The 15,992-nt window shown below is 44.9% G+C and carries 8 protein-coding genes; all 8 read left to right on the top strand.

Going from position 1 to position 15,992, the window contains the following annotated elements; translation table 11 throughout:
- Positions 1 to 48 precede the first annotated feature (48 nt).
- The 8 genes from JRJ22_RS27015 (at position 49) to JRJ22_RS26980 (ending at position 15,828) form a co-directional block, all read left to right on the top strand.
- Positions 49 to 1,176, top strand: a complete 1,128-nt coding sequence (locus JRJ22_RS27015; RefSeq protein WP_206102276.1) for a glycosyltransferase family 4 protein — start codon at positions 49 to 51, stop codon at positions 1,174 to 1,176.
- Positions 1,177 to 1,341: 165 nt separating this feature from the next.
- Positions 1,342 to 5,286, top strand: coding sequence for an S-layer homology domain-containing protein (locus JRJ22_RS27010; protein ID WP_206102275.1), 3,945 nt, complete (start codon positions 1,342 to 1,344; stop codon positions 5,284 to 5,286).
- A 227-nt stretch (positions 5,287 to 5,513) separates the two neighbouring features.
- Complete coding sequence (locus JRJ22_RS27005) at positions 5,514 to 5,780, top strand: hypothetical protein (protein ID WP_332461352.1); 267 nt, start codon at positions 5,514 to 5,516, stop codon at positions 5,778 to 5,780.
- 512 nt (positions 5,781 to 6,292) lie between these two features.
- Positions 6,293 to 9,121, top strand: a complete 2,829-nt coding sequence (locus tag JRJ22_RS27000; protein WP_206102274.1) for an Ig-like domain-containing protein — start codon at positions 6,293 to 6,295, stop codon at positions 9,119 to 9,121.
- Between the two features lie 83 nt (positions 9,122 to 9,204).
- The gene (locus JRJ22_RS26995) at positions 9,205 to 9,741 is read left to right on the top strand and encodes a hypothetical protein (protein ID WP_206102273.1); all 537 of its coding nucleotides are present in this window, start codon (positions 9,205 to 9,207) and stop codon (positions 9,739 to 9,741) included.
- A 164-nt stretch (positions 9,742 to 9,905) separates the two neighbouring features.
- On the top strand, positions 9,906 to 10,178 hold the full coding sequence (locus JRJ22_RS26990; protein ID WP_206102272.1) for an alpha/beta-type small acid-soluble spore protein: 273 nt from the start codon (positions 9,906 to 9,908) through the stop codon (positions 10,176 to 10,178).
- Positions 10,179 to 10,400: 222 nt separating this feature from the next.
- Positions 10,401 to 11,603 carry a methionine adenosyltransferase gene (gene metK / locus JRJ22_RS26985; protein ID WP_054942275.1) on the top strand — a complete coding sequence of 401 codons (1,203 nt, stop codon included), beginning with the start codon at positions 10,401 to 10,403 and terminating at the stop codon, positions 11,601 to 11,603.
- A gap of 208 nt (positions 11,604 to 11,811) precedes the next feature.
- Positions 11,812 to 15,828 (top strand): Ig-like domain-containing protein, encoded by a 4,017-nt coding sequence (locus tag JRJ22_RS26980; RefSeq protein ID WP_206102271.1) that lies wholly within the window; start codon positions 11,812 to 11,814, stop codon positions 15,826 to 15,828.
- Positions 15,829 to 15,992 lie beyond the last annotated feature (164 nt).

The following is a 15,992-nucleotide window of genomic DNA, read 5'->3' as shown; positions in this document are numbered from 1 at the left end:
TTCGGCGTATAATTCAATGCGGTAGAGAAATGGGGGTCGACTTTTCAAATGTTAATTATATACATCGCCGGATTTGTTGTGTGCATGGGACTTGCGCTCCTGTTGACGCCACTGGTGAAGAAATTCGCTATTAAGATTGGTGCTACAGATGTGCCGAATGCCCGAAAGGTGCATACGAAGATAATGCCCCGCCTTGGTGGGCTAGGTATATTTCTGGCGTTTGTGTTAGGCCTGCTTGCCGTATTGCCAATTATTCCTTACGATTTTACTCCGCGGGAGGCTAACTTCATCAAAGCGCTGCTGTGCGGCGGCGGACTGATTGTTCTTATCGGGGGATTTGATGACCGGTTCGAGCTTTCAGCTAAAGTGAAGCTGCTGGGCCAAATTGCCGCAGCCTGCATCGTAGTTTTCGGGTTTGGCATTACTGTTGATTTCGTGAATATTCCTTTTAACAATACGTATTCCTCACTGGAGGGCTGGATCGCTGTTCCGCTGACGATCTTCTGGATTGTCGGTGTCACTAATGCCGTTAACCTGATCGACGGGTTGGACGGGCTAGCTGCCGGTGTATCCGGAATTGCAATTGCTACAATCGCTGTAATGGCATTTTTGATGGGCAATACGATGGTTGCGCTCCTGTGCCTGCTGTTGCTTGGCAGTATATTGGGTTTTCTGTTCTTCAACTTTCACCCGGCAAAAATCTTCATGGGCGATACAGGCTCACTGTTCTTAGGCTTCTGTCTGGCACTCTTGGCGCTGCTAGGATTTAAACAAATTGCGGTCGTGTCCTTTATCACTCCACTCCTAATCATTGGAGTTCCTTTATCGGATACATTCTTCGCGATTGTCCGCCGCAAGCTGCAGAAGAAACCTATCTTTGCACCAGACAAAGGGCATCTGCATCACTGCCTGCGCGAGCTTGGATTCAGCCACCGTCAAACGGTTCTCATCATTTACGGCATTGCTGCTTTCTTCGGAGTACTGGCGGTTATTCAAACATCCGCTTCACTCTATGAAGCAAACTGGGTAACCTTCGTGGTCATCTGCGTTATGCTGTTCTTCCTGCAGATTGGTGCTGAAATTACCGGCGTCATCAGTAAGACTAAACGGCCTTTAATTGACTTTCTGCTAAGAATGCGAATGAAGGTTAGTCCGGAGCGCGGATCCAAGTCATAAAGGTTCTAAATACTGTGATATGCTATTATATTCCTTTAATTTACAAAGCTCATCCTTTTTAGGATGAGCTTTTTTGTTGTATTCCTAAAAAAAACTGCCGATATGACCGATAAAGAACAAAGTGAAGAATATCGAGAACATATACTCAAAGGAGAGATATAACACATGTTACGCTTTAAGAGAGCATTCGTTTGGCTGCTGCTGGCGGCTCTGATCGTTTCCATGTTTCCTGGTAAATACACGCCGCTAGCAGCGGCAGCAACCACGACCTACTTTAGTCCGGATGATCTCACGCTGCGGAATACAGCAAGTCTTGACCAGACAGCGACCACTGGTGCAACAGCAATCACAAGAAATACTGTATATAAGACAAGCGCTCCCAACTTCTCCATAACCGGTACCTATGCACAGGTAACTGCTTCCACTATGAAGGTTACTGTGCAGCAGATGACGCAGAGTGGAGGGAAATGGGTTACAGATGATACCCATACTACTACTGGAGCGGTAACTACAGACACATTAAACCCTGATAACCGGTTTATAGCAAGTGGCCTAACCCTCTTTGCAGGATATAATAAAATTACTTTTTCAGGCATGCAAGGCTCCTTACAACGCTCAGAATCGTTTTATGTGCTTTACGATAAGGTCCCTTACATTTCTTCTCTTCAAGTACTTGGAGGAGGACCCACTGCCATTAACTTAAATGAAGGTACCAAGGTTGTTGTGCCTAACCAGCAGATCACGATCCAGGGTAATGTTACGAATGCAACCAAGGTAGGGGTATCCCTGAATGGTGGTTCTTCGCTGCAAACCTCGCTTCTTGAGGATGGAACCTTTTTCACACCAGCTCTCACTTTGAAATCTGGGGAAAACACGCTGGACATCATAGTACAGAATTCTGCCGATTCCATTGCAATTAAACGTTCGGTGTATTATTTTGACACCAACAAGCCGTTTACCGATCTGCAAATCACACACGGCGATTCAACGCTGACGCCACCCGTCTACAAGGCTTATAATATTTTGGATAATATCCCTACTCTGACAGCTAACGATACCACGGCCAAGATTATGGGACAGGTACTTTTGCCGTATAACTCCAGCACTAAGTCCTTTGAAGCGGATCATGAAGTGAAAATTAACGATGTGGTCGTTCCAATCGATGTACTGGAGTCCTATACGATTGCCTCAGACGGTACATTTAGTACAACGATTGGTACAACCGCACAGAAAGAAATCATTATCCCTGCTCCGGATGGGGTGACACCTCAATACCGCCTAATCACATTCCAGACTACCAATCCATTTGCGCTTACTGCGGGAACTTCTAGCGTAATCGTCGGTATTAAGTACGGGACCTACACTACATCGGTCAAAGAATCTTATAAGTTCCTGGCGGGTGAGACCGTCATTACGGATATGTACTATCTTTCAGGTTATAAGGAAGTTTCTACAGGTAATATTGACGCTAAAACATTATCTAAGCTTCCTTTAAATGGTGCTGAAGTCGAAACACCTGACTTTTTCATTATGGTGAAGTCTAGCGCGGCACCCTCAACTTTATTGGGTTCATACCTCCCTTTGGGGGCATCGCTGAAGCTAGAGAAACAAACTAACCTCAATAACCTCGGTTCTAATGAAGCTGTCTATAAAGTTGTTGGCTTCTCCAACGGGCAACAGAAGGTAAAATTTCAATTTTCAGGTTCGCAATCCTTCTATAATGCAGATATTGCTTATGTCTCCAAGAACTATATTTATGTAGCTAACTTAAATGATGGTCAGACTTATACGTTCAGTTCAGCTAATGCTGCTAATACAATGTTGGTATCAGGTGAATATATCGGGTTCGAGAATATCAGCAACGCCCAATTTTTCGTCAACGGAACTTCAAATGATAAACTGAATCCAGCACTACAGCCTACTGATAAATTTAATCCGACGACCGACCCGAAATTCTCATTTGTACTTAATATTTCAGCTTCAGGCCCCCTCGTATATGGAGAGAATAAAATCGTATTCACAGGGACCTCGATGGACAATGTGGGCAATAAGAGAGAAATACGCAAAGAACTGAAAATCTATATTGTAGATACAAATGTATCCAACCTGTCACAATTCCATCCCAAGCTGCCTAAAGGCAGAGCGGCTCTTAGCCATACGAATATTAAGGATTATACGGATAAAGAGCTTAATGATATTCTTGGATTGACTTCTGAGTTCATCTATAAGGATGAAAAGTATGTTACAAGCCAAACCAGCTACGACTTGGTACTCCGAGGTGGAGCGGCGAATAAGCTTAACCTGTACCAAGGGTCGGAATTGTTCCTTTCCCTGGATAATGCTATCCTGGGCACAACCTCTGCCAAAGCAGGGCCAACGCAGTTCACTTATAGAGGAAAGACCTATTACTATGATTTTGTGGGCAGCAGCACAGATTTCATTCTGCGGATCATGGATATTCCGGCAGAAACAGCGGGAAGCATTGTATACAATCTGGAATTAATCAATGAAACCGGTGCGCGCACGAATCAACGTTTGGAGGTAGAGCGTGAAGTCTCTCCATACCGCATCTTATCTCCAGTAGAAACGGTTGGGAAACAGATTGTCGTCAATAAAAACTTTGTCCGTTTTGATATTGAAGCTGAAGGGGCAACAAAGGTTTTAATTGATAAGTATGAAGCTGTGCCACGCACAGATTTGCCGAACAGATTTACGCTGGATTATGTTGGTTTGAAACCAGATAAAGCAACAACCATAAAAATCCAGATTGTTCGTGCTGCGGCAACCATAAATGATACAATCACTGTCTATTATGCAAGTGCCGTTCAAGTGGACACACAATTCATGGCTGAAAAGGTTGCAGCTAAGTATAGTGTATTCAACAAGGGACTGGAGCTTTCGTTTCCAAAGGGTACACTAATGAAAGGAAACACTAGCTCCGGCGCGGCGAAGTACTATCCTGATACCAAGCTGCTTTTCGGGATTGCAGATCCGTTAGATGGAGTTGTTGAGCGTAAAAACGATTATGGCAACACAATCAACGTAGATGCAGATGCCCGCACACCAGGAGGTCAAAGCACATTGCTAATTCCTTCTGATTTGGTATTGCGGTTTAACTCCACAGTAGAAACTAATAACTTCTCCCGGGTATCCGACATTTACTGGATCAGTGGAGGTCTTGGTGAAAAGGGAACTAAGGGCACTGCACTATATAAACCGGCTACGAATGGTATCGCGCCATACTCGGTAGAAGGTAATTTCACACAAATTGAAGCTGAACGCAAAATTGTTCCTTCACAGCGTGGCAAACTGACCCTAACGTTTAGTCCCAATATTGTGGATGAGGTTGGGTCAACGATAACAGTGTACCGATATACGGACTCAGGACAATGGGAGAACATTGGCGGCGAGGTCGATACGAAGAAACATACTATTACTGTTGCTTTTGATCAATTTGGGTATTACACAGTAATGAAGCTCCGCCGTGGATATACAGACATCACGAATCATCCGTGGGCAAGAAATATCCTTAACGGATTGTACTCCAAAGGAATTATGAAAAATCTTAGATTCGATCAATTTGGAGCCGATGATACGACTACACGTGGTGAATTTGCCACCCTGCTGGTGAAAGGGCTGAATATCCCTTTAAGCTACAATAATAGCCAGCAAACCTTCTTTGATATTGTGCCGGAGGCAGTTTCGACAACATGGGACTTCAAACATATTGAGACTGCTGCAAGAGCAGGTATCATAACAGGCTTAAGCGATGGGTTCTTCGGCCCGGATCAGCCGTTAACAAGAGAACAGGCAGCCGTGATGATTGCAAGAGCTCTGAAGCTTAAAATGGCGCTCAACGATGACAAGCTTCTGACCACTCTTACCAAGTCGTTTGTGGATTCGGGAAGTATGGACTTTTACTCCAGACCAGCCATAGATGCAGTGTCTAAAGCCAAAATCATGACAGGCAGTGCAGTGACAATTACGGGCCAACCTAAACCGGTATATAATTTCAATCCGAAGGGCAAGCTGACTAGAGCGGAAGCCGGAAAGATTGCTGTGTCACTCCTGCAGAAGAGCACAAGCATCTTCCCGAAAACCTTCAATTAATGTAGCAATAGAACGACAGGTCCGCGAAAACTGTTCGCGGGCCTGTTCTTTTTAATGGAAAATACATGCCATCGACATTAACTTTGTAATCTGCACTGTTTTACGTTACAATAATTTAGAAAATAATTTTTTCTGAAAGGTGAAAGCCATCGATGAAACCGATTTTATCAAAAGCGCAATTGGATTACACGAAAGCAAAGAATTTGTTTGAGAATAGAGCAAAAGTTTTGGAAAGAGAGATCGCCGCAAAACGGGCGTTGCAGGAGATTACACAAGAGGTAATGGAAGAGCTTGTACAAGCTACAGGTTTCCATGATGCATACAATGATCTTGTTATCGCCGAGAATGCCTTGATTGAATGGTCCCACACCACAATTAAACATGAGAAGACCTACCGCGAGAACCGTGAGGCTATTGATGCCATGTACGAGAATGTAAATGCCAGTCCTGAGAAACGTCAGGAATTGATTCAACTATCGATGAAGATACGTTAGTTTATATGTTATATAAGAAAAGCGCCGGAATCGGCGCTTTTTTATTTTCCAGTATGAGGAAAGACGATAGTTTGAAAAAGGAGAATTATGTTTATTTACTTAACAAATATTGCTTAATGACGTCTTGAAACCTCCATGCTATACTAATTCCCGTAGCAGCCCAACATTAACAATAGTTAGTAGAACATACATATCTATCTTCTATTGGAACGGGGAGCGGGATACAGCGGTTTAAAAATTATTTTTGAACAAAGCGCAACTTTTCCGGAACTCCTGCGTTTAAGGTGTAGAGTCATTTACACCAGGCATTTGTTAGATAACCCTAATAGCTAGGGCAATGCCGAATGGAAAAATTAGCTTTACGTGACTTGAGGCACATTGTATAATACTTAGGTAGAATTAGGAATCTAGTATTACTATGCCTTAAACCTGTTTACAAGTTTCTGTGATACCCGTCACAGACATTATTTATACTTAATATGCTCAACTCGGGAAAGGGGGTGCATCGGCTAATGAGTGACATGAGCTACCCAACTAAAGAAAAATCTCAGTTCATGAACGTCCAAGGAGGAGAAAAAAAGGTTATGAAGAAAATTTTATCCGTAGCATTATCTACAGCAATGGCATTCTCGATGTTTGCCTCTGTAGCGTTTGGTGAAACTGCAACAACTCCACAAGCAAAATTTGATGCTTTGGCAGCTAAAGGTGTTCTTAACGGATACCCAGATGGTCAAGCTCACCTTGAAAAAGATCTGACTCGTGCAGAGTTCGCTAAGATCGTTACTAAATTGTTCGGCCTTTCAGAAGTAACTGGTAAATTGTCTTACAAAGACAAAGGTTACACAGCTACTAACTGGGCTGTTCCTTACATCGAAGCTGTAACTGCAGCAAACTTGATGCAAGGTAAAGATACTGTTAAAGGTATCTTCGACTACAACGGTAAAGTAACAGTTCAAGAAGTAGCGGCTGTATTGTTCCGCGCTTTGAAACTGGAAACTCCGGCAACAACTGATAACTCCGCATCTGCATGGGCTAAAGGCTATGCACAAGCAGTTATCAACGCTGGTCTGGTTGCTCAAGGCACCAACTTCAAAGCTAACGCTACTCGCTCTTTGGTAGTAGAAGCAGCTTATGCAGTTGACAACATGACAACTAAAGTAGCTGTTGCTGGCGCAGAAGCTTTGACTCCAACAACCGTGTTGGTAACTTTCGCTGACAAAACAACTACTACACTGACATTGACAACAGCCCTGGTTGAAGGCGTAGAAACTACAATTCCTACGTTCAAATACAAAGGCTTTGACTATGCAGGCGTTAAAGTAACTTTGGCAGCTCCTAAAGTAGTTTCCGTGACTGCTCCGAACTCCAAACAGCTGGTTGTTAAATTCAACCGTGCTTTGGATTCCAAGACTGTTATTGGAACAACTTATGGTACAGACACACTGGCTCCTGGAGCAATTGCTGTTACTACGTTGACAGATGCTCAGCCTGTTGACATTCGATATGCAAATGCTACTTTGTCTTCCGACAAGACAGAACTGGTACTGACTCCAGCGGGTAGCGCATACTTCAAAGGTCAATACACTGTAACAGTAACTGCAGATGTTAAGACTGATACAGGTGTTAAGGTAACTCCTTACACAACTCTGCTGACTGTTGCTGATACAACTGCTCCAACAATTGTATCCGTAACTTCCACAGCTAAGGCTACTACTAACAAAGTGGTTGTGAAATTCAGCGAGCCAGTTCAAGATGGAGCTGTCGCTTACGTTGACGGTGTATCCGCTACTGTGCCTACTGGATCTGCAAGATCTTCACTTGATGAAGTAGTCCTGACAACTTCGACAACTCTGGTTACTGGCAAAACTTATGATGTTTCCTTCCTGAACGTTAAAGACTTTGCTGGAAACTACATTGCACCGAACCCAACTAAAACTACAGTAACTGTTGTAGCTGATGTTGAACTGCCAACAATCTCCAGCTTTGCCGTATCCGGTGAAGACACAATCAAAGTTGTATTCAGCAAAGCTGTTGATATCAACTCCCTGAACGGTGTATTCACATTGTTGAATTCTAACGGTGTTAGCCAAGGTACCCTGGTTCCTTCCAAAGGTAGTGATAGCAAAACCTTCACTCTGAAAACTCCGACTATTCCAGTATTCACCAATGGTGTATTCAACGGAACTGTAGTAATCGGCGCTGGAATCAGAGACCTTCTGGGCAACGTAACAACAGCTACTTCAACTCAAGCTGTTACTTTCACTAAAGATAGCGTAGCTCCTACAGTATCAAGCGTGACTTACACATCCACTGGTCTGGCTGTGAAGTTCTCCGAAAATGTTGAAGTTAAGGGAAGCAGCTTCACGTTGGTTAATGATGCTACAGGCGTTCCAACTCCGGTAACTGTTGCTACTTACAAAAATGAAGATGGCGTTGTTACATTCAACAATGTTACTGGCCTTGCAGCAGGAAGCTACACTCTGCGTCTGCCAGCCGGATTTGTTGTTGACTTGTCCTCATCGGCTAATAAGAGTGCTGCAACGGTACTGCCTGTAACAATTACTGCTACAACCTCTACAGATTCCAAAGCACCTGTATTCATTAGTGCGCCTGTAGTAGTTCCAACTCCTAAGAGTGCAAGTGACCAACAAGTTACTTACACAATTCAAGATGCTAGCGGCTTGAATCTGAATACTGTTCGTGATATCAATAACTACACCCTGGATTCTAAGGCTCTGCCAGCTGGTTCTTATGTAACAACCAACTATACTGGTAAGGCTAGTGATAACCTGGTGGTTAATGTTTACATTCCATCGAGCGGAATCAGTGCATCCAAGGGCTTTGACTTCTTGATCACTGGAGTCCAAGATGCAGCTGGTAACGCAATCACTCCACAGCTGGCAAAACTTGCTTTGGTTGATGGCGTTGCTCCTAAGCTGGCTACTGCAACAATCTCAGCTGATGATGCTACTAAGTTGATTGTTAACTTCACTGAGCCTGTTAAAGGCATTGACGCAACTAAATTTGTAGTCAAAGTGAACGGTGTTGAAGCTACAAACGGAGTGGCCATTGCATCTGTTTCCGGAAGCAAGTACTTCATCACAATTAGTGCGATTCAAGATAAATACAACGGCGCTGATGTACTGTACTTCGACAACAACAAAGACGGAAAAGTTCAAGCTAGTGAAATCGTAGCTTACACTTCCGCTAAAACTGGTGTGATTGATCTGAGTTCTTCATTCGTTAATGCAATCTCTGTAACGATCGCTGACAAGTCCGGTGTTACTGACATGGATGATAACGCAATCGACAACAGCGTAACTGTAAACGTAGCGAAGTAATTCGGTTTTACCGAAGCCCAGAATAGCCTCTTCGGAGGCTATTCTTTTTTTTAGCATTTTTTGAATTCTGAAGGAGGAAGCTGATGAAAACCGTTTGGAAAATTTCCATTGCAACCGGGCTGCTTGCTTGCAGTGTATGGGCAGGTTCTGTACTCAACATCACCGCTGAAGGTGCAAGTGTCGGCTCGCAGCCAGGTACGGCTGATGATCCCGTTGTAACGAAAAGTTATGTGGATCAACAAATTCAAAAGGCACTTCAAGGTGGAACAATAGCTACTCAGCCACCTACGGCAACCGCAACACCTGTTGCAACTGCTGCACCATCTTCTTCTCCGGCTCCAAGCAGTAATGAAGTAGTAATTGTTGATGTGAAACCGGGCCAGACTCTAATTGCTAGTGCGGGTGCTGAATTTATTGTCCGTGCGGGTAAAGCGGTCATTTATTCACAGGACAGTAATGGCGTCGCTGATTTAACGGATGGAACCGATCTTGCCAATGGGCTTGCAGCACCATCTAATCATTTATTATCGTTTCCCCGTGATGGACGTGGGATAACTGTCCAAGAAGGTCAAACTTTAGGACTTGTAGTCATGGTACGAGGTTCTTACACATTGAAATAAAGAAGAAATACTATTTCCTTAATATTAAGGATACCCTGTGGGAGCGATCCTCATACACCGGAACTCTTTCCCACTGCTGACAAACATTAAACGGACTCAAAGCCATGGATCAGACGCAGAATACTTCCTGTAATCTTTAAAATAATTTCAGGAGGTGCTGTAACATGGCACGTACTAATCGCACAGTGGTACCGGAAAGTCGCGCAATGCTGAAACAAATGCAATATGAAATTGCAGCAGAATTCGGTCTATATGGTGCTTCTTATGGCGGAGGAGCAGATACGGAGTTTGCATCTGAGCTTGGAGCTCTTGGAGGGGCTGCAGGAATTGGACGGAGTCAGTATCTTGGCCATTTAAGCTCCAGAGATAATGGTTCTGTTGGCGGGGAAATTACGAAGAGGCTTGTCAAGCAAGCTGAGCAGTCTCTTTTCACATAACTTGTGCAAACGCCGGTTGAGACTGCCTTTAATTGACACCATCCGGCAAATAAGATAATATGACTTTTGAGGAAAGCCTTAAACCTTTTCCATATGGAAAAGGTTCATTTTTTGAAGACAGCATTAATAATTTCTTGATACTATTCTTATTTTATTTGGCCTGTTATCACTAAGGAGCCCCCTTATACAGTGTCAGACTAACAATATGGGAGGTTGTTGTACGTGTCTATTAAAGGACGTCATTTGTTTACTTCCGAGTCCGTAACAGAGGGACATCCGGATAAAATCTGTGATCAGATTTCTGATGCAGTGCTGGATGCTTTTTTGGCCAATGATCCAAATGCCCGCGTTGCCTGCGAGGTAGCTGTAGCAACTGGTCTTGTACTCGTCATTGGCGAGATTAGCACCAAGTCGGAGTATGTAGATATTCCGGCCATTGTACGCAATACGATTAAGGAAATTGGCTATACCCGCGCAAAATATGGTTTTGACTATAATACTTGTGCTGTGCTTAGCTCACTGAATGAGCAGTCTGCGGATATCGCGCAGGGTGTAAATGCGGCGCTGGAGCATCGTGATCCTGCACAGGTTGCTGAAGAAACTGCTAATATTGGCGCAGGTGACCAAGGCCTGATGTTTGGTTTTGCAACAGATGAAACGCCTGAATTAATGCCTTTGCCGATCGCCCTGTCACATCGAATTGCCCGCCGTTTGTCTGAAGTCCGCAAAGACGGTACTTTGGAATATTTGCGTCCGGATGGCAAGACTCAGGTAACGATTGAGTATCAGGATGAAAAACCGGTGCGTGTAGATACAATTGTAGTATCGACTCAGCACGCAGAGGAAATTTCACTTGAGCAGATCCAGGCGGATATTAAAGAACATGTTATTCTGCCGGTTGTTCCGGCTGAATTGCTCGACGATAACACTAAGTATTTCATTAATCCGACAGGCCGTTTTGTCATTGGCGGTCCTCAGGGGGATGCCGGATTAACCGGACGCAAGATTATTGTTGATACATATGGCGGTTATGCCCGTCATGGCGGAGGCGCATTCTCCGGAAAAGATCCAACCAAAGTCGACCGCTCTGCTGCCTATGCAGCCCGTTATGTAGCAAAGAATCTGGTTGCTGCCGGCCTAGCTTCCAAATGTGAAATTCAATTGGCTTATGCAATTGGGGTCGCTAATCCTGTATCGATTAATGTGGATACATACGGAACAGGGAAAATCAGTGAGGAAAAGCTGGCTGACCTCATCAGCAGCAATTTCGATCTTCGTCCTGCCGGAATTATCTCCATGCTGGATTTGCGCAAACCGATTTACAGACAGACCGCGGCTTATGGTCATTTTGGCCGTACCGATGTCGATCTTCCTTGGGAACGTGTGGATAAAGCAGAAATGCTTAAAGCTCAGGCCGGAATTTAATTTATACACTATATAGACAAGCCCGCAGACAGGTCTTCTTTTTATGAGAAGATTGAAGTCTGCGGGCTTTTTTAATTTCAGTTGAGGAAGTTAGGGGTTAGGAGTGATTCACACTTGGAAGTCTTCTAAACTTTGGAAGCCTTTTAGCCGAAATATAAGAATATGTATAAAGACGAGATAGTATGGCTTGAGAGGAGTCTATCACCGCATGAAAAGGAAAATTTCAATATGGACGGCACTCATTCTGGCAGGAAACCTGGTGCTCGGTACAGGGTATTCGTCTATCGGAATCGGGAGCTCGGCAGTGCATGCCGCAAATGAATTTAGCATGTCCACATCCCCTGTCCAGGGAGAAGTGAATGTGAATGTAGCGTCGTCCATCAAACTTAGCTTCGATCGTCAGGTAACTCCGCAGAGTGGAGACATCACCGTTACTGCACTAGGGGCCAGTCAACCCTATGTAACTATCCCCGTGGGCAGCTCAGGCCTAATCAGCAGTTCAACGCAATATCAGCTCAAATTAGGTAAGGACCTTGAGTACAATAAGACCTATACCGTTAATGTGCCCCAAGGCATGTTTAAAGACGGACTGGGACTGGAATCAGCGGCAGCCTCTTGGACATTCACGACCGCGCCATCCATCAACCAAGCGATCACTGCTAGTGATTATTCTCCTGCGAATTATTCACGGGTGGATAGCAACCTTTCTCAGCTTAGCTTCAAGCTTAATAAGAAACTTCAGCGGGGTGGAGGTTCAATTAAGCTTATCGCTTCAGCAGACAACACTGTAGTGCAGGAGTTTAAGCTCATAGACGGAGAGGGATATATCAATTTACAAAGTGATGCCTCCTCAACTACGGTGACTTTGACTTTAACAAACAAACTGATGTCTGGCAGCAGCTATTACGTGCTGGTTGATCCCTATGCACTTAAAGATGATGACAATAAATCCTTTGCAGGGATTTCTACAGGGAATGTCTGGAGTTTTTCAGTCAAGGGAACGGCTGTCTCATCTGTAAATGTATCTCCAGCTAACAGAGCAGGTGCCGTCTCGACAACAGGCAATCTCCAGCTGACATTTGAGCAGCCGATGATGCCGGCTGCTGGAATAATCACTTTATCTCCGGGTACTTCAGACGGCACCAGGTATTTCAACGTGAATTCCTCTGCGGTTACGGGAGGGGGAACCCGATTTATTACGGTGGGTGCTGCTTCTGCCGCGAGTCCGCTGTTAAGCAATACGAAGTATACGGTGACCATTCCGCAAGGGGCTTTTTATGACCAGGATGGTAATGTTTTTCCTGCTTCAGGATCTTATACATGGAGCTTCACAACCACGTCGCTTACGGGATTTGGCGTAACAGCGCTTAGTCCGGCTGACCGCAGTGAGTCTGTAGGTACTGGTGAACCTATTAAGATTGCATTCAATCAGGCGGCAACTTTAACCGCTGAGAGTGGAGTAGCTCTGTATAAAAGCGGCGGGACAAAACTAACAACAACTGTATCTGCAGTTCCAGGTACAAATTCTAAGGAATACGTTATTGTACCTTCCACGTCACTAGACAATGACACAACCTATTATATTGATATCGCCAAAGGGACATTTGTTGACAGTAATAATAATCAATATGAGGGGATTAACGGAAAGGGCTCCTGGAGCTTCCGGACGGTAGCCTTGGATAAGATGTCCCCCAACCTCTCTTCAGCAGTGCTCGAGAACAATCGAACGATCCGTTTGAAATACGATGAGCCGCTTAATTCATCGGTATCATTGCTGATGAGCAGTTTTTCAGTAACGGTCAATGATGAGAAAAGAGCAATCGAAAGTATTTACATTCAGGGAGACAGCGTATATGTGACGCTTAGCACGGGTGTAGCTGTAGGGCAGATTGTTAAGATCTCCTATTCAGGCGGCTTAAGAACCATTCAAGACTTGAGCGGAAATACGGCAAACAGTTTCACATCACGGCAGGTAACCAATTCGGTTCAATCAGCATTGCCTACACCCAAAGACGGCACTTTGTCTGGAAAGACTGTAATTTTGAATTTTAATGATGTGCTGAGAACTGCTTCTACAGCTGGTTATGGCCAGTTCTATGTGTATGCAGACGGCGTTTCACTGGGTGTTAATTCTGTTAGCTCCAGCGGTTCAACAGTTACTTTAGGTGTAAATAATGTAGCATCTAGCGGCCAGGCTGTCCGGATAACCTACATCGCCGGGTCTTATCCGCTTCAGGATCAGTACGGTCAGAACATAACAAACTTCAGCGATTTCTATATCCGCAACACCAGCGATACGACCGCTCCGGTATTTCAGAGTGCAGTCGGTTCAGGCAAGCAGATTATACTTACTTATAATGAAGGATTATCCTCGGGCAATCTGCCGATGATCAGTCAGTTCTCAGTCCTGGTGGGAAGTACGCCTAACTTTGTAACCAACGTAGCTGTTAGCGGAAATCAAGTAACACTTACCTTAGAGAGTACACTTTTAACAACGAGCTACACCACAATCTCTTATGTTCCAGGGACAGCCGGAATCAGTGATTTCAATGGCAATAGGGCTGCTTACATTAATCTTGCGCCGGTCTCTATCTCGGGAAGCAGTGTAACGACAGTGCCGAATATCAGTTCAGCAACTATCACTGGTGATGAGCTTACCGTTACTTTCAGTAAAAGTATGCAGGCCAGTACGTCACTATATACCGGGCAATTCGCAGTCAGAGTAGACGGAAGTATTGTAGGGGTACAATCTTTCAATGTTTCCGGAGCAACCCTGAGATTGGTTCTGTCTACAGTAGTTAAAACCGGACAAGCCGTTGACCTGTCCTATATGACAGGAGCTGGAGGCATTTTTGATGTTAGCGGGAATGCACTTGCTTCATTTACAGCACTTTCTGTTCAGAACCTGACTGGGGGAACCAGCACAACGGCTAGCCGTCCTTCCTATCTGGGTACGCTCACTGCTGGTGAATTCGGGAAGGAATATCCGCTGCTCAAGAGTGACTCCGCTTCAGTGGCAGATGATCGTTCCGTTTACAGCCAGTCGCTCAAACGATATACACTGACCACGGCTCGCCTGGCTGCCAGTTATGAATACCTTAATAAGCTGGGCACGCCATCCTTAGTATTTGAAGTCCCGTCAACAGAGCTAGCCGCCTATGTTTCGGTACCGCTCAAACCGCTGCTGGATGCCGTAAACCGCAACAGTAAGTCGACGTTCGGGGTTCGCTACGGGGACAGCATGTTTACTCTGGCGCTGGATGATATCAATATGAACAGCCTTGCCGCCAACCTGATCGCAGACAGCAATACGATATCGCTTGTACTCCGGCTGGAGAAGGTTCCATCCGGCACATACACGCCTTTTGAGCAGAAGCTTAGAACACAAGGGCTGCAACCTATAACCAGCTTGACGGATATCCGGCTGAGCGCCGTGGTCAGCGGCAATTATTCCAATGGTACCGTCCTTACTGTACCGGGAGAGTATGCTGTTCGCACGACCTCAACTTTGAACAATGACCAGGTATCAGCAGCCAGACTGGATCTTGCCTATTATGATGCTGCTTATCTGCCTACCAAGATTGGCTCGGCCGGAAGTTATACGGTAATCAAGGCCAGTACAACAGGCAATCAGGTAGTCGGCACGTTCCTCTCAACCCGCAGCTTTACCGATATGAGCAAGCACTGGGCAAAGACGACTGTAGCTTTACTTGCTGCTAAAAATATTATCGACAGCAGCTACGGCACCACGTTTAATCCAGAACTGAAGATAACCCGGGCTGAATTTGCAGTAATGCTCAGCAGGGGGCTGGGGCTGCTGGGGGACAGGGTGACTGCACAGCAGTTCAGAGATATTCAGCCTTCTACACAGACAGGTGATTATATTGGGGCAGCGGCTAAAGCCGGTATTATTACAGGGAATACAGACGGCACCTTCCGGCCGAATGACAATATTACCCGGGAACAGCTGGCCATCATGATTATCCGTGCGATGGAATATACGAAGAATCCGATCACACTGAACGGTACGGCTTCATCTGCGCTAAGTGTCTTCAAAGACAGAGGTAAAATCCAGAATGCAAGTGCTGAATTTGTCGCCAAAGCTGTGCAGGAAGGAATTATACTGGGAATGACTACCACAGTGTTCCAACCGCAGGGTAATGCAACCAGGGCTCAAGCAGCGGTGATGCTGCAGCGTATGCTCGGTATGGCAGGTTTCCTGTAGAATAACAAGTTATCAGGCTGAGGCCCCGCTTTGCGGGGCTTTTTTTGTGTCAAGATAAGCACTTCTTTGTTTTACCCGATACATTATCTTTCTCTTTCCAGCAGAAACGGATACCTTCCCTAATAGGATGGCAAAGCCGTTTCTTCTTATATCTGCATAGACTT

Source organism: Paenibacillus tianjinensis (assembly GCF_017086365.1).
GTDB lineage: Bacteria > Bacillota > Bacilli > Paenibacillales > Paenibacillaceae > Paenibacillus_AQ > Paenibacillus_AQ tianjinensis.
This window is presented reverse-complemented; position numbering and strand designations above follow the sequence as displayed.

Coding starts and splice junctions, on each gene's coding strand:
- JRJ22_RS27015 (WP_206102276.1), top strand. CDS start 49: ATGTTAATTATATACATCGCCGGATTTGTTGTGTGCATGGGACTTGCG.
- JRJ22_RS27010 (WP_206102275.1), top strand. CDS start 1,342: ATGTTACGCTTTAAGAGAGCATTCGTTTGGCTGCTGCTGGCGGCTCTG.
- JRJ22_RS27000 (WP_206102274.1), top strand. CDS start 6,293: ATGAGTGACATGAGCTACCCAACTAAAGAAAAATCTCAGTTCATGAAC.
- JRJ22_RS26995 (WP_206102273.1), top strand. CDS start 9,205: ATGAAAACCGTTTGGAAAATTTCCATTGCAACCGGGCTGCTTGCTTGC.
- JRJ22_RS26990 (WP_206102272.1), top strand. CDS start 9,906: ATGGCACGTACTAATCGCACAGTGGTACCGGAAAGTCGCGCAATGCTG.
- JRJ22_RS26980 (WP_206102271.1), top strand. CDS start 11,812: ATGAAAAGGAAAATTTCAATATGGACGGCACTCATTCTGGCAGGAAAC.